Genomic DNA, 14548 nt, shown 5'->3' on the forward strand with positions numbered 1-14548 from the left:
GGAGTGCGAAGCGCTCCCAAGCTTTTTTGGGGCCGCTACGCAGCCCAGCGGGAGCAAGCTCCCTCGCCAGGGAGTTCTTCCCATAAATGTGGATGACGCTATTCCCCCTTCGCCACGCCCCGCTGAGGATCATTGATCCACTCACTCCACGAACCGGCATACAACCGGCCCAGCGGATAACCCGCCAGACACAAGGCGAAGAGGTTGTGACACGCCGTCACGCCAGAGCCGCAATAGGCCACCAGCTCGGTCGGTGAACGCCCGCCGAGTTTTTCGGCGAAACGCTGCTTGAGCTGATCGGTCGGCAGGAAACGGCCGTCGCTGCCCAGGTTGTCGGTGAACGCCGCGCATTGCGCCCCCGGGATGTGCCCGGCCACCGGGTCGATCGGCTCGACCTCACCCTTGAAACGCGGCAGCGCCCGGGCGTCCAGCAAGGTCATGTCGGCTTGGCCCAGGCGCTGTTGCAACGCTTGCGCACTGAGCAGCAGGGCTGCATCCGGGGCACCGCTGAAAGTGCCGCGACGATCCTGGGGCGGATCGAGGCTCAGGGGCAAGCCGGCGGCATGCCAGGCCTTGAGGCCACCGTCGAGGATAAACACGCCATCGCGCTTGCCCAGCCAGGCCAGCAGCCACCAGGCCCGCGCGGCATAGGCGCCGGGGCCATCGTCGTACAGCACGACGTCGCTGTCGTTATCGACGCCCCAGGCCTTGAGCTGCTCGATCAAGGCTTCAGGGTCCGGCAGCGGATGACGCCCGGTCATGCCTTTGGTCACCGGCCCGCTCAGGTCCCGTTCGAGGTCCGCGAACGACGCACCGGCAATATGGCCTTCGGCATAGCTGCGCTGACCATAATCGGGGTCTTCCAGGGCGAAACGGCAATCGAGGATGACCAGCCCGGGCTGCGCTCGTCGCTGTTCGAGGGCCTGGGGACTGATGAGTTGGGCAATCGGCATGGTGAACTCCTGTGGCGCAAATCGAGGGATCCAATCCTACTGCCCTTCCTCCAGGGTCTGGGCCAGCGGGACGTAAAACTCTTTGAACAACGCATCCACCGCTTCGCGGGCCTGATCGGTGACGAAACCGGCTTCCAGCACCAGCACTTGATACACCCCGCGCTTGATCGCCTGCTCGCTCAGATGACTGGAGTTTTCCCGGGTGGTGCACAGAAACCGCACCCACGAGGTGAGGATGATCCAGGCATTGAGAGTCAGCGACTCGATCTGGACCCGGTCCATTTTCAGGATGCCGGCGGCGACGAAGCCCTCGTAGATCGCGGTCGCGTGGATCAGGCAGCGCTGGGAAAACCGTCGATAGCGGGCCGCCAGGTCCGGATCGCTGTCGAGCAGATGCTCCAGGTCCCGATGCAGGAAACGGTAGCTCCACATCGCCGACAGCAGTTCCTGCAAGTAGAAGCGCTTGTCTTCCACTGTGGCCGGCCGGCCCGGGGGTGGCCGCAGGAAACTGTCCACCAGGTTCTCGTACTCACTGAACAACACGGCGATGATCGCCTGCTTGTTGGGGAAGTGGTAGTAGAGATTGCCGGGCGACATGTCCATGTGGGCGGCGATGTGGTTGGTGCTGACGCTGCGCTCGCCTTGCTGGTTGAACAGCTCCAGGCTGTTCTGCACGATGCGCTCGCTGGTTTTTATTCGTGGGGCCATGGTTTGGGCTTTAATTCGACGAAGGCATTGAGCGGCATCTTACGACCTATCGGTCACGGGAAAAACCCAAGGATGCCGTTGACTTTCTAGAGTAGATACTCTAAAAACTCCCCCATTCCAAGAATATCCGGTGCCCGCCCATGCCAGCCGACGTTGCTTTCCTGCACGAATCCCAACAGCAACTGGACAACCTACGGGCACTCTTCGACGCCCAGCGCCAGGCCTACGCGGCCCATCCACTGCCGCCGGCCGAGCAACGCCTGCAATGGCTCAAGGCCTTGCGTGAAATACTGAGCAACGAACGCCAAGCCCTGATCGACGCCATCAGTCAGGATTTCAGCCACCGCAGCGCCGACGAAACCTTGCTGGCCGAGCTGATGCCCAGTCTGCATGGCATTCATTACGCCAGCCGGCACCTCAAGGGCTGGATGAAGCCCTCCCGGCGCAAGGTGGGCATGGCCTTCCAGCCGGCATCGGCCAAGGTGGTGTATCAACCGCTGGGGGTGGTCGGGGTCATCGTGCCCTGGAACTACCCGCTGTTCCTGGCCATCGGGCCGTTGGTCGGGGCGCTGGCGGCGGGCAATCGGGTGATGCTCAAGCTCAGCGAGTCGACCCCTGCGACCGGGCTGCTGCTCAAGCAACTGCTGGCACGAGTCTTTCCCCAGGATCTGGTCTGCGTGGTGCTCGGCGAAGCCGACGTCGGCATGGCGTTTTCAAAGTTGCCTTTCGATCACCTGCTGTTCACCGGTGCCACCAGCATTGGCAAGCACGTCATGAGGGCCGCCGCCGAAAACCTGACCCCGGTGACCCTGGAACTGGGCGGGAAATCACCGGCCATCGTCTCCGCTGATGTGCCCCTCAAGGACGCAGCCGAACGCATTGCCTTCGGCAAGACCCTGAATGCCGGGCAAACCTGTGTAGCACCGGACTATGTGCTGGTGCCGCAGAACCGGGTCGGTGAATTCGTCGAGGCTTACCGCGAGGCCGTTCGAAGGTTTTATCCGACGCTGGCGGACAACCCGGACTACACCGCAATCATCAATGAACGACAACTGGCGCGCCTCAACGGCTACATCGGCGACGCCACCAGCAAGGGCGCGCTGCTGATCGAACTGTTCGAGCAAGGCCAGGGGCGGCGTATGGCCCATAGCCTGTTGCTTAACGTCAGCGATGAAATGACCGTCATGCAGGACGAAATCTTCGGTCCGTTGCTGCCCATCGTGCCTTATGAGCATCTGGACCAGGCATTTGCCTACATCAACCGGCGACCGCGTCCGCTGGCGCTTTATTACTTTGGCTACAACAAGGCCGAACAGGATCGCGTACTCCACGAGACTCATTCCGGCGGCGTCTGCCTGAACGACACGCTGCTGCACGTTGCCCAGGATGACTTGCCATTCGGCGGTGTCGGCCCGTCGGGCATGGGCCATTACCACGGGCACGAGGGCTTCCTGACCTTCAGCAAGGCCAAGGCGGTGTTGACCAAACAGCGTTTCAACGCCGCCAAGCTGATCTACCCACCCTATGGCAAGCCGTTGCAGAAGTTGATTCAGAAGCTGTTCGTCCGCTAACGCCTTTCCTGCTGGTAATAAAAGTCGAGTAATAACAAGAATGAACCCAAGCCTCATCGACACACCCGCCCTGTCACGGCGCGGCCTGCTGAAATTCAGCCTCGGCGCCAGCGCTTTCCTGGCTACCGTCGGGTTGGGGGCCAGCCTGAGCGGCTGCTCGCCGAGCCATCCGGCCAGTGGCCTGGCTATTTTGCGCGACAGCGACCTGCCGTTTCTGCGGGCCGTTATCCCGGTGATGCTGGAGGGCGCGGTGACGCTCGATAACCTCTCCGCCGCCACCGACGCCACCTTGCAAAGCCTGGACAACGGCCTGGCACACCTGTCCCCGTCCATGCTCAAGCTCACGCATCAGCTGTTCGACGTACTCTCCCTGGGCATCACCCGTGGCCCGCTGACCGGGGTCTGGGGCCCGTGGGAAAACGCCAGCGCCGATGACATCCGCCAGTTCCTCCACCGCTGGGAAAACAGCTCGCTGGATCTGCTGCAACAGGGCCACGGCTCGCTGCTGCAAATGGTGATGATGGCGTGGTACAGCCGGGCCGAGGCCTGGGCGCACTGCGGGTATCCGGGGCCGCCAGCGGTCTGAAATCCAGATGAGATCTCCTGTGGGAGCGGGCTTGCTCGCGAAAGCGCTGGGTCAGCCACATTGAACTTGACTGACACTCCGTCTTCGCGAGCAAGCCCGCTCCCACAGGTGGCTGTGTCGCCAATCCATAACATCAAAAGAGAGCCTCAACATGCCCGTACCCGATCCCTTCCGTGAAGGCCTGGCCCGCGGTTGGACCACCCACAACGGCGCGCAACTGACCCAGGACCTGACCCTGGAAGCCGACGTGGCAATCATCGGCAGCGGTGCCGGCGGTGGCACCACCGCAGAAATCCTCAGCGCCGCCGGCTACAAGGTGCTGCTGATCGAGGAAGGCCCGCTCAAGACCAGCCATGACTTCAAGCTGCTCGAAGACCAGGCCTATACCAGCCTGTATCAGGAAGGCCTGGGGCGAATGAGCAAGGACGGCGCCATCACCATTCTGCAGGGCCGGGCGGTGGGCGGCACGACCTTGATCAACTGGACCTCCAGCTTTCGCACCCCCGACCAGACCCTCCAACATTGGGCCGCCGAACATCAGGTCAAGGGTCACAGCCCCGCCGAGATGGCGCCCTGGTTCGAGCAGATGGAGCAGCGCCTGGGCGTGGCGCCGTGGTTCATTCCGCCCAATGCCAACAACGATGTGATCCGCAAGGGTTGCGAACAGTTGGGCTACAGCTGGCATGTCATACCGCGCAACGTCCGTGGCTGCTGGAACCTGGGCTACTGCGGCATGGGCTGCCCGACCAACGCCAAACAGTCGATGCTGGTGACCACTATTCCCGCCACGCTAGACAAGGGTGGCGTGCTGCTTTACCTGGCGCGGGCCGAACGCCTGATCCTCAAGAATGACGTCGTGGTCGGCCTCGAATGCCTGGCCATGGACGAACGTTGCGTGGCACCGAACGGACGGCGCATCACGGTCAAGGCGCGGCACTATGTGCTGGCCGGCGGTGGCATCAACAGCCCGGCCCTGTTGCTGCGCTCCGATGCGCCAGACCCGCATCGCCGCCTGGGCAAGCGCACTTTCCTGCACCTGGTGAACACCTCGGCCGGGCAATTCGACGAAATCATCAATCCGTTCTATGGCGCGCCGCAGTCGATCTATTCGGACCATTTCCAATGGCAGGACGGCACCACCGGCCGAATGTCCTACAAACTTGAGGTCCCGCCACTGCACCCGGCCCTCGCCGCCACGTTGCTGGGCGGGTTCGGCAGCGAAAGTGCCGCGCACATGGGGCAGTTGCCCCATACCCACGCCATGCTGGCGTTGCTGCGCGATGGTTTCCATCCGGACAGCCCCGGCGGCAGCGTCGAGTTGCGCAGCGACGGCACGCCCGTGCTCGACTATCCGGTTTCGCCGTATGCCTGGGACGGCGTGCGCCGCGCATTCCACAGCATGGCCGAGATTCAGTTCGCCGGCGGCGCCAAGGCGGTCATGCCGGTGCACAGCGATGCCCGCTATGTGAAGACCCTGGCCGAAGCACGCTCGTTGATCGACGGCCTGGACCTGGCCTTGTACCGCACGCGCCTGGCCAGCGCCCACGTGATGGGCGGTTGCGCCATGGGTGAGGATCGACAAACGGCGGTCGCCGACAGCCTCGGTCGGCATCATCAACTGAGTAATCTGTCGATCCATGACGGCTCGCTGTTCCCCACGAGCATTGGTGCCAACCCGCAGTTATCGGTATACGGTTTGACGGCAAAATTGGCGACTTCCCTGGCCGAACGCCTGAGAAACCCATGACTGCCGGCAGTATTCGCAGCGTCTATAGTGCGCTCTTGTCCCAAAGCCGACTTGGCCGACCGGACAGGCTGCGATACCATCCGATTCCCCAACGGACTCCCGCCAGGACGACGCGATGAACCGAGTGTTGTACCCAGGTACCTTCGACCCGATTACCAAGGGCCATGGCGATCTGGTCGAACGCGCCGCGCGCCTGTTCGATCATGTGATCATTGCCGTCGCCGCCAGCCCGAAGAAAAACCCGTTGTTCCCGCTGGAGCAACGCGTGGAGCTGGCCCGCGAGGTCACCAAGCACCTGCCGAACGTGGAAGTGGTCGGTTTCTCGACGCTGCTGGCGCATTTTGCCAAGGAGCAGAACGCCAACGTATTCCTGCGTGGCCTGCGTGCGGTCTCGGACTTCGAGTACGAATTCCAGCTGGCCAACATGAACCGCCAGTTGGCGCCGGACGTCGAAAGCCTGTTCCTGACGCCGTCGGAGCGCTATTCGTTCATCTCCTCGACCCTGGTGCGGGAAATCGCGGCGTTGGGCGGTGACATCACCAAGTTCGTCCACCCGGCCGTGGCCGATGCGCTGACCCTGCGCTTCAAGAAATGACCCGCTGACTGCGATGCGCCTCGCAGCGCAGTCCATCGCGCCCGCGTGCACTGCGCTCGCCAATGCGGCACAATTGCGCCCATACGTTTTCAGATGCCCGGGCCCAACGCCCCGGCAGGAGCCTGCATGTCCCTGATCATCACCGACGACTGCATCAATTGCGACGTCTGCGAACCCGAGTGCCCGAACGAAGCCATTTCCCAGGGCGAAGAGATCTACGTCATCGACCCGAACCTGTGCACCCAGTGCGTCGGCCACTACGACGAACCCCAGTGCCAGCAGGTATGCCCGGTGGATTGCATCCCGCTGGACGAAGCCCATCCGGAGACGGAAGAACAGTTGATGGCGAAATATCGCAGGATTACTGGCAAGGGTTGAACCGGATAATTTTAGAGCGCTTTCGCGGGCCTCTTCGCGAGCAAGCCCGCTCCCACAAGGGATCTGCTCAAGACGCTAATTCGTTGAGCGCCGCCGATCCCTGTGGGAGCGGGCTTGCTCGCGAAGAGGCCATGAGCCACACCCCAAAACCCACTGCCTCACTCCTGCCGCTCAAACCCCTCCCCAATACACCCCAGGCACCGTACAAACGTGGCCTTCGCCGGGTCCACCACCAATGCCTTCCCCGCATCGCCCACCCCGCCACCCAGCGCGGTAAACGGCAACGACACCACAAACGCCCCAGCGCCGATCACGGTGGCGGCGAGCAGCAGTGGACGAGCGATCAGCAGGTCGCCGAGCATGGCGTAGGCCGGCGGGTTCTGGATGGTGTAGCGCGGGTCGCCACTGCCGCCGTTTGCCAGGGCAGGCACGGCGACACTCAGCAACAGGGTGAGGACGACAGGTCGAAACACATTCATGGGGCGATCCTTCGGCTAAGCAGTACGACTACTGACTATAGACCGTAGGACGAATCAGCTCTGGCAGCGTGGACACCAGACGCTCGCACGCTGGCCCAGGCGGATTTCCCGCAGCCCCGTACCACAGACCTTGCACAACTCCCCGCCCCGGCCGTACACGAATAACTCCTGCTGGAAATATCCGGGCTGACCGTCACCGCCGATGAAATCCCGCAACGTGGTGCCGCCGCGCTCAATGGCATGGGCAAGGATGCGCTTGATCTCGATTGCGAGCTTCAGGTAACGCGCCCGGGAGATCCCCCCCGCCGGCCGACGCGGGTCGATGCCGGCGGCAAACAACGCTTCGGTCGCGTAGATGTTGCCCACACCCACCACCACCGCGTTGTCCATGATGAACGGCTTTACCGCCATGGAGCGCCCACGGGACAGCTGGAACAGGCGGTCGCCGTCAAACAGATCGGTCAACGGCTCCGGCCCCAGGCGAATCAGCAGTTCATGGTTGAGCGGGTCGAGGCTCCAGAGCATCGCGCCGAAACGTCGCGGGTCGGTGTAGCGCAAGGCCAGGCCGGACTCCAGCTCGATGTCCACATGCTCGTGCTTGGCCGCCGGCATGCCGACCTCCACCAAGCGCAGGTTGCCGGACATGCCCAGGTGGCTGATCAACGTGCCAACCTCGGCGTTGATCAACAGGTACTTGGCCCGCCGCTCCACCAGCACGATGCGCTGGCCCGAGAGTCGTACGTCCAGGTCTTCCGGAATTGGCCAGCGCAGGCGGCTGTCGCGCACCACCACGCGGCTGACCCGCTGCCCTTCAAGGTGTGGCGCGATTCCGCGGCGGGTGGTTTCGACTTCCGGCAGTTCTGGCATGGGGTTCTCGGGTCAGGCGAGGCGCGCACTCAGCGAGTGGCGAGATCGCGGATTTCCTGTTTCTGGGTCTGGAAGTCGTATTCCGACAACCCGATGTAATCAAGCACCAGCGCCCCGACGCAGTCCCATTCGTGGTCTTCGGGTTGATTGCCCAGCACCCGATGGGAGGCACAGATGTTCTCGGACATCTTGAGGATCGCCAGCAGGTTCTTCTGCGGGCTGTTATTGCGGGAAGACTCGTCGCTGAAGACAGCCAGGGCGTTGTGGTGATTGGCGATGGCCTGGCTGACATGATCGGGCAGGCGCCAGGACTTGGAGGTGTAGTAACCGACCACCGCATGGTTGGTGTTGAACACGCGGTTCTCGGTGTCCACCACCCGGCACTCGGCGCTGGCACTGGCATAGGCCTCCTCCAGCACGCTCATGTAGTTGGGGAACTGCTTGAGCATCAACGGCACGCCGCAATCGTGGAACAGCCCCAGGGCATAGGCTTCGTCGCCGTTTTCCAGGCCGACGCGCTTGGCCAGGGTCAGGCAGGTCATCGCCACGTCCTGGGCGGTGTCCCAGAAACGGTTCAGGGTGACGATGGCGTCGTCGTGCAGCTCGCTCTTGATCGACTGCGCATTGATCAGGTTGATGATCGACCGGCTGCCCAACAGGTTCACGGCGCGCTGGATCGAAGTGATCTTGTTGCGCAAGCCGTAGTACGGGGAGTTGACGATCTTGAGCAGCGCCCCTGAAAGGCCGGGGTCCTGGGAGATCAGCTTGGCGATGGTCTCCAGGTCCGGGTCCGGCATGTACTGCTCCATCTGCAGATCCACCATGATCTGCGGTTGGGGCGGCACGCTGATGCCTTGCAGGGACTGTTGGATCTGTTCGGCGGAAAGCTCTTGGGACATGAGTACACACTCTGGGCACAGGCGGCGATTCTAACCCTTAAAGATGGATCCGAAACACCACCGGGTAGATCGGCGGAACTTTCCTTCAGGCGCTGGCTTCGGACTCTGTAGGGCCGACCGGCAAACTTGTATCAAGGCCTAGGTCGGCAGCCAACCCACTCAGCTTGAGGAGATTCTTCATGCCCGGCTCCCTGAACAACAAGCGCGTCGCCATCCTGGTGACCGACGGTTTCGAACAGGCCGAACTGACCGGCCCCAAACAGGCGCTGGAACAGGCCGGCGTCAAGGTCGACATCATTTCGGCCAGCGAAGGCCAGGTCAAAGGCTGGAACCACGACAAACCGGCCGACGACTTCAGCATCGACCTGACCTTCAAGGCCGCCAATGTCGAGCAGTACGACGCCGTGGTGCTGCCCGGTGGCGTGCAGAATTCCGACACCATCCGCATCGACCCCGACGCGCAGAAACTGGTCAAGGGCTTCGAGGCAGCCAGCAAGCCCATCGCGGTGATTTGCCATGGCGGCTGGCTGCTGGTGTCGTCCGGGCTGGTCAAGGGCAAGACCATGACCAGCTACAAGACTCTCAAGGACGATCTGGTCAATGCGGGCGCGAACTGGGTCGATAAGGAAGTGGTCAGGGATGGCACCTGGATCAGCAGCCGTCAGCCCGATGACATCCCGGCATTCAATCGAGAGTTGATCGGGGCGCTGTCTGCCTGACTCATCGTAGCGAGGGGGCTTGATCGAAATAGGGCGGCTGCGCCACCCAGCGGGAGCAAGCTCCCTCGCCACATGTCCAGCGCAAGCCCCGGACCCGCTTCAACACGCTATACTCCCGCTCTTTTTTCCGGAGCGACGTCATGTCCCTGCCTAGCCTGCGCCTCAAAGCCAACGCCGACCGTCGCCTGCGCGCCGGTCACCTGTGGGTCTACAGTAACGAAATCGATGTGGCCGCCACGCCGCTGCACGGTTTCCAGGCCGGCGACCAGGCTGTCCTCGAAGCGGCCGGCGGCAAGCCGTTGGGCATCGTCGCGATGAGCCCGAATAACCTGATCTGCGCACGCCTGCTGTCCCGTGACGTGAAGCTGCCGCTGGATAAATCCCTGCTGGTGCACCGCCTCAACGTGGCCTTATCCCTGCGCGAGCGGCTGTTCGACAAGCCGTTCTACCGTTTGGTCTACGGGGACTCCGACCTGCTGCCGGGCCTGGTGGTCGATCGTTTCGGCGACATCCTGGTGGTGCAGATCGCCTCCGCCACCATGGAAGCCCACAAGGACGACGTGATTGCGGCCCTGACCCAAGTGCTCAAGCCCAGCGGCATCCTGTTCAAGAACGACTCCGCGGCCCGCGACGCCGAAGGCCTGAACCGCTACGTCGAGACTGTGTTCGGCCTCGTGCCGGAATGGGTCGCCCTGGAAGAAAACGGCGTGAAGTTCGAAGCGCCGGTCATGGAAGGCCAGAAAACCGGCTGGTTCTACGATCACCGCATGAACCGCGCACGCCTGGCCCCTTACGCCAAGGGCAAGCGCGTGCTGGACCTGTTCAGCTACATCGGCGGCTGGGGCGTGCAAGCCGCCGCTTTCGGTGCCAGCGAAGTCTTCTGCGTCGACGCCTCGGCCTTCGCCCTTGACGGCGTCGAGCGCAACGCCGCATTGAACGGCTTTGCCGAAAAGCTGACCTGCATCGAAGGCGACGTGTTCGAGGCCCTGAAGGAACTCAAGGCCAGCGAAGAACGCTTCGACGTGATCGTGGCCGACCCACCGGCCTTCATCAAGCGCAAGAAAGACCTGAAGAACGGCGAAGGCGCCTATCGCCGCCTCAACGAACAGGCCATGCGCCTGCTCAGCAAGGACGGCATCCTGGTCAGCGCTTCGTGCTCGATGCACCTGCCCGAAGACGACCTGCAAAACATCCTGCTGACCAGCGCCCGCCACCTGGACCGCAACATCCAACTGCTCGAACGCGGCGGCCAGGGCCCGGACCATCCGGTGCACCCGGCCATTGCTGAAACGCGCTACATCAAGAGCATTACCTGCCGGTTGTTGCCTAATAGCTGAGTGATCGCCTGGGGCCAGAGCCGCAGCACTGGCCCCACGGTACCCGAACACCCCTGATCGCAGCCTGGCTGCGATTTTTTTGCCGCTGCCAAACGTGATCGGCATTGAAGTTGTTGCCGATACGCGGTGTTTTGTACGACCCCTCCGACTTGATTACCAGAGCCTTCCTACCCAACATCCCCTTGCCTCTGCCACCGCAAATTTCGACACTGGAAACCCCTTTACCGGGACCTTTCCACGCGCCGACATTGCCCTACAGACAGGTATCGATGGCTGACACCAGAGCGTTCTCGCACACCCGAAAACCCGTGACAGTCGGTTTGCTGCTGACCCTGACCTTGCTCGGGGTATTTCCAATCGATGTCGTGCTGCCCTCATTCCCGGCACTGTCCGAACACTTCGGGCGTTCATCGTCCGACATCGCGTTGTCCGTCAGCCTGTTTGCGGTGGGTATCGCCTTCTCGCAACTGCTGGTCGGCCCACTCTCCGACGCCATGGGACGCAAAAACCTCCTGTTGATCGGGATCAGCGTTTCCGCCCTTGGAGCCGCAGGTTGCGTACTTGCCGAGAGCTTCGGGGGCTTTCTGTTGTTCCGGGTCGTCCAGGCTCTGGGATGCGGTTTCTTCGTGCTTTCCCAGGCACTGATCCAAGACCTGTTCACAGGCCTGGAACAACAACGGCTACGGATTTTCCTGGTCACCTGCGGGGGCGTCTTCATTTCCGTATCGCCTTGGGCCGGCACCGGCCTGCAAAGCTGGATGGGTTGGCCGGGCAGCTTCCTGGTGTTCATCATCCTGGCGATTGGGGCTTTTCTCGGCGCCTGCCTGTTCCTCCATCACCCCGCGGGTTGCCCACCCAGGCCCATGAGTTTCATTGCGTCTTATCGCAAGGTCTGCGGTGACCCGGGTTTCATGGCCTACTGGCTGACCTCGGCCCTGGCTTTCTCCTGCCACTTCTCGTTCATCGTCATTTCGCCGCTGCTGCTCATTGACCAGTTGCAACTCTCACCCGAGGCCTTTTCGCTGGTGCTGCTCGGCTACGGGTTGGCCTACATTGGTGGGGGCGCGGTAGCCACTTTGCTGGGCAACCGGATCGAATCACAGACACAAATCATCGTCGGCCTGGGCCTGATTTTCGCAGCCGGGATGTTGATGCTTGGGTTGGCCTGCCAGTTCGGCCTGTCGGTGACCACCCTGCTGCTGCCGATGCTCATGTGCACCGTCGGCACCACCATTGCCCGCGCAGCGGCGCACACCCAGGCGATGAACATATTCCCCGCGCACGCCGGCACATCCGCCTCGGCCGGCAGCGTGCTGATCTTCATCGTCGGCGGGCTGACCAGCGCCGCGATCAGTCTCACGCCACTGGACAGGCAGGTCACGCTGGCCCTCTGCCTGATACTGCTCAGTTTCCTGGGGCTGATGGTCAACGCACTGGTCCGACATCGATACGGGACGCTGCCGACCGGTTGAATATTGCCGGTCGTCATCCCACAGGCGACATTGACCGGTGATCCGCGCTTTGCAGCATTTCATCCTGGCGCCAGCGGTGTAGAATCGCGTCATTCATCGCCATTCATCCCCGGCGGGTTTATGAGCTCCTGCCCAGGCGCGCAGTGATCCTGCACCGTCATCGGCCACTTCCGGACACACCGTCAAATCCAGCGTGTTCCAGAAGTCACCAGACGCTCACTTCCCCTTGATACCTGATTAGTACCTGATTAGCCGCCCGGAGTGCTCCATGCCCGATTACCGCTCGAAAACATCCACCCACGGCCGCAACATGGCCGGCGCCCGTGCATTGTGGCGCGCCACGGGGATGAAGGATGACGACTTCAAGAAGCCGATCATCGCCATTGCCAACTCCTTCACCCAGTTCGTACCGGGCCACGTCCATCTCAAGGACCTGGGCCAGCTGGTTGCCCGGGAAATCGAACGCGCCGGCGGCGTAGCCAAGGAATTCAACACCATCGCCGTGGATGACGGCATCGCCATGGGCCACGACGGCATGCTCTATTCGCTGCCGAGCCGTGAGATCATTGCCGACTCCGTCGAATACATGGTCAACGCCCACTGCGCCGACGCCATCGTGTGCATCTCCAACTGCGACAAGATCACCCCCGGCATGCTCATGGCCGCCCTGCGCCTGAACATCCCGGTGATCTTCGTCTCCGGTGGCCCGATGGAAGCCGGCAAGACCAAGCTCGCCAGCCACGGCCTGGACCTGGTGGACGCCATGGTGATCGCCGCCGACTCCAGTGCTTCTGACGAGAAGGTCGCCGAGTACGAGCGCAGCGCCTGCCCGACCTGCGGTTCTTGCTCCGGCATGTTCACCGCCAACTCGATGAACTGCCTCACCGAAGCACTGGGCCTGGCCCTGCCGGGCAACGGCTCGACCCTCGCCACCCACAGCGACCGCGAACAGCTGTTCCTGCAGGCCGGCCGGACCATCGTCGAGCTGTGCAAGCGCTACTACGGTGAGAACGATGAGTCGGTGTTGCCGCGCAACATCGCCAACTTCAAGGCGTTCGAAAACGCCATGACGCTGGACATCGCCATGGGCGGTTCCACCAACACCATCCTGCATTTGCTGGCGGCCGCCCAGGAAGCCGAGATCGATTTCGACCTGCGCGACATCGACCGCCTGTCCCGCCATGTGCCGCAACTGTGCAAGGTCGCGCCGAACATCCAGAAGTACCACATGGAAGACGTGCACCGTGCCGGCGGGATCTTCAGCATCCTCGGCTCGTTGGCCCGTGGTGGTCTGTTGCACACCGACCTGCCGACCGTGCACAGCAAGACCATGGCCGAAGGCATCGCCAAGTGGGACATCACCCAGACCACCGACGAAGCCGTGCATCATTTCTTCAAGGCCGGCCCGGCGGGCATTCCTACGCAGACCGCGTTCAGCCAGTCGACCCGCTGGGAAACCCTGGACGACGACCGTGAAAACGGCTGCATCCGCAGCGTCGAGCACGCCTACTCCCAGGAAGGCGGCCTGGCCGTGCTGTACGGCAACATCGCCCTGGACGGCTGCGTAGTGAAAACCGCCGGCGTCGATGAGTCGATCCACGTGTTCGAAGGCAACGCGAAGATTTTCGAAAGCCAGGACAGCGCGGTGCGCGGGATCCTTGCCGACGAAGTGAAGGCCGGCGACATCGTGATCATTCGCTACGAAGGTCCGAAAGGCGGCCCGGGCATGCAGGAAATGCTCTACCCCACCTCGTACCTGAAATCCAAAGGCCTGGGCAAAGCCTGCGCGCTGCTGACCGATGGTCGTTTCTCTGGCGGGACCTCGGGCCTGTCCATCGGCCACGCTTCGCCGGAAGCTGCCGCTGGGGGTGCCATTGGCCTGGTGAAGGACGGTGACAAAGTGCTGATCGACATTCCGAACCGCTCGATCAACCTGTTGGTCAGCGATGAAGAACTGGCCGCACGCCGCGTCGTGCAAGACCAGAAAGGCTGGAAACCGGTGGAAGTGCGCCCACGTAAAGTGACCACCGCGCTCAAGGCCTATGCCCTGCTCGCCACCAGTGCCGACAAGGGCGCGGTGCGTAACAAGGCGCTGCTGGACGGTTTGTAAGCGTTCATCGTTGCAATAAAAATGCCCCGCCAAGTGCGGGGCATTTTTTTATCTGATCCGTGGCGAGGGAGCTTGCTCCCGCTCGCCTGCGCAGCAGGCCCAGGACTTTTTGCGACTGCTGCGCAGG

14 protein-coding genes are annotated in these 14548 nt (G+C 62.6%); 9 read left to right on the top strand and 5 right to left on the bottom strand.

Going from position 1 to position 14548, the window contains the following annotated elements:
- Positions 1-98: 98 nt before the first annotated feature.
- Both RGM2987_RS02775 and RGM2987_RS02780 read right to left on the bottom strand, forming a co-directional pair.
- Positions 99-953 (bottom strand): sulfurtransferase, encoded by an 855-nt coding sequence (locus RGM2987_RS02775; RefSeq protein WP_245138593.1) that lies wholly within the window; start codon positions 951-953, stop codon positions 99-101.
- 36 nt (positions 954-989) lie between these two features.
- A complete protein-coding gene (locus RGM2987_RS02780; protein WP_245138594.1) occupies positions 990-1661 on the bottom strand; it encodes a TetR/AcrR family transcriptional regulator in 672 nt (223 codons plus the stop codon).
- Positions 1662-1801: 140 nt separating this feature from the next.
- Between RGM2987_RS02780 and RGM2987_RS02785 the strand changes: the two genes are divergently transcribed.
- From RGM2987_RS02785 to RGM2987_RS02805, 5 genes are all read left to right on the top strand, one after another.
- Positions 1802-3232 carry a coniferyl aldehyde dehydrogenase gene (locus RGM2987_RS02785; RefSeq protein ID WP_245138595.1) on the top strand — a complete coding sequence of 477 codons (1431 nt, stop codon included), beginning with the start codon at positions 1802-1804 and terminating at the stop codon, positions 3230-3232.
- A gap of 40 nt (positions 3233-3272) precedes the next feature.
- Entirely contained in the window at positions 3273-3818 is a 546-nt protein-coding gene (locus RGM2987_RS02790; RefSeq protein ID WP_245138596.1) for a twin-arginine translocation pathway signal protein, read from the top strand.
- A gap of 151 nt (positions 3819-3969) precedes the next feature.
- Complete coding sequence (locus tag RGM2987_RS02795; protein WP_245138597.1) at positions 3970-5565, top strand: GMC family oxidoreductase; 1596 nt, start codon at positions 3970-3972, stop codon at positions 5563-5565.
- A gap of 115 nt (positions 5566-5680) precedes the next feature.
- Positions 5681-6160, top strand: a complete 480-nt coding sequence (gene coaD, locus RGM2987_RS02800; protein WP_040071510.1) for a pantetheine-phosphate adenylyltransferase — start codon at positions 5681-5683, stop codon at positions 6158-6160.
- 126 nt (positions 6161-6286) lie between these two features.
- Positions 6287-6538 (top strand): YfhL family 4Fe-4S dicluster ferredoxin, encoded by a 252-nt coding sequence (locus RGM2987_RS02805; protein ID WP_003249063.1) that lies wholly within the window; start codon positions 6287-6289, stop codon positions 6536-6538.
- A 158-nt stretch (positions 6539-6696) separates the two neighbouring features.
- Here the strand turns inward: RGM2987_RS02805 and RGM2987_RS02810 are convergent, their stop codons facing one another.
- Genes RGM2987_RS02810 through RGM2987_RS02820 form a run of 3 tightly spaced genes read right to left on the bottom strand, consistent with a single transcriptional unit; the run spans position 6697 to position 8729 of the window.
- Positions 6697-7017: a multidrug transporter gene (locus RGM2987_RS02810; protein WP_245138598.1), complete on the bottom strand. Its 321-nt coding sequence runs from the start codon at positions 7015-7017 to the stop codon at positions 6697-6699.
- A gap of 54 nt (positions 7018-7071) precedes the next feature.
- Positions 7072-7884, bottom strand: a complete 813-nt coding sequence (gene mutM / locus RGM2987_RS02815) for a bifunctional DNA-formamidopyrimidine glycosylase/DNA-(apurinic or apyrimidinic site) lyase (protein WP_245138599.1) — start codon at positions 7882-7884, stop codon at positions 7072-7074.
- Between the two features lie 29 nt (positions 7885-7913).
- Positions 7914-8729, bottom strand: coding sequence for an HDOD domain-containing protein (locus RGM2987_RS02820; protein ID WP_245138604.1), 816 nt, complete (start codon positions 8727-8729; stop codon positions 7914-7916).
- 233 nt (positions 8730-8962) lie between these two features.
- Here RGM2987_RS02820 and RGM2987_RS02825 point away from each other — a divergent pair, with 233 nt between their 5' ends.
- The 4 genes from RGM2987_RS02825 (at position 8963) to ilvD (ending at position 14421) form a co-directional block, all read left to right on the top strand.
- The gene (locus RGM2987_RS02825; protein WP_245138600.1) at positions 8963-9502 is read left to right on the top strand and encodes a type 1 glutamine amidotransferase domain-containing protein; all 540 of its coding nucleotides are present in this window, start codon (positions 8963-8965) and stop codon (positions 9500-9502) included.
- A 140-nt stretch (positions 9503-9642) separates the two neighbouring features.
- Entirely contained in the window at positions 9643-10839 is a 1197-nt protein-coding gene (locus RGM2987_RS02830) for a class I SAM-dependent rRNA methyltransferase (RefSeq protein ID WP_245138601.1), read from the top strand.
- A gap of 269 nt (positions 10840-11108) precedes the next feature.
- Positions 11109-12311, top strand: a complete 1203-nt coding sequence (locus RGM2987_RS02835; RefSeq protein ID WP_245138602.1) for an MFS transporter — start codon at positions 11109-11111, stop codon at positions 12309-12311.
- Positions 12312-12579: 268 nt separating this feature from the next.
- The gene (gene ilvD / locus RGM2987_RS02840; RefSeq protein ID WP_245138603.1) at positions 12580-14421 is read left to right on the top strand and encodes a dihydroxy-acid dehydratase; all 1842 of its coding nucleotides are present in this window, start codon (positions 12580-12582) and stop codon (positions 14419-14421) included.
- Positions 14422-14548 lie beyond the last annotated feature (127 nt).

The organism is Pseudomonas sp. RGM2987, from assembly GCF_022952855.1.
GTDB lineage: Bacteria > Pseudomonadota > Gammaproteobacteria > Pseudomonadales > Pseudomonadaceae > Aquipseudomonas.

Coding starts and splice junctions, on each gene's coding strand:
- RGM2987_RS02785 (WP_245138595.1), top strand. CDS start 1,802: ATGCCAGCCGACGTTGCTTTCCTGCACGAATCCCAACAGCAACTGGAC.
- RGM2987_RS02775 (WP_245138593.1), bottom strand. CDS start 953: ATGCCGATTGCCCAACTCATCAGTCCCCAGGCCCTCGAACAGCGACGA.
- RGM2987_RS02795 (WP_245138597.1), top strand. CDS start 3,970: ATGCCCGTACCCGATCCCTTCCGTGAAGGCCTGGCCCGCGGTTGGACC.
- RGM2987_RS02830 (WP_245138601.1), top strand. CDS start 9,643: ATGTCCCTGCCTAGCCTGCGCCTCAAAGCCAACGCCGACCGTCGCCTG.
- RGM2987_RS02790 (WP_245138596.1), top strand. CDS start 3,273: ATGAACCCAAGCCTCATCGACACACCCGCCCTGTCACGGCGCGGCCTG.
- RGM2987_RS02835 (WP_245138602.1), top strand. CDS start 11,109: ATGGCTGACACCAGAGCGTTCTCGCACACCCGAAAACCCGTGACAGTC.
- ilvD (WP_245138603.1), top strand. CDS start 12,580: ATGCCCGATTACCGCTCGAAAACATCCACCCACGGCCGCAACATGGCC.
- mutM (WP_245138599.1), bottom strand. CDS start 7,884: ATGCCAGAACTGCCGGAAGTCGAAACCACCCGCCGCGGAATCGCGCCA.
- RGM2987_RS02825 (WP_245138600.1), top strand. CDS start 8,963: ATGCCCGGCTCCCTGAACAACAAGCGCGTCGCCATCCTGGTGACCGAC.
- RGM2987_RS02810 (WP_245138598.1), bottom strand. CDS start 7,017: ATGAATGTGTTTCGACCTGTCGTCCTCACCCTGTTGCTGAGTGTCGCC.
- coaD (WP_040071510.1), top strand. CDS start 5,681: ATGAACCGAGTGTTGTACCCAGGTACCTTCGACCCGATTACCAAGGGC.
- RGM2987_RS02780 (WP_245138594.1), bottom strand. CDS start 1,661: ATGGCCCCACGAATAAAAACCAGCGAGCGCATCGTGCAGAACAGCCTG.
- RGM2987_RS02805 (WP_003249063.1), top strand. CDS start 6,287: ATGTCCCTGATCATCACCGACGACTGCATCAATTGCGACGTCTGCGAA.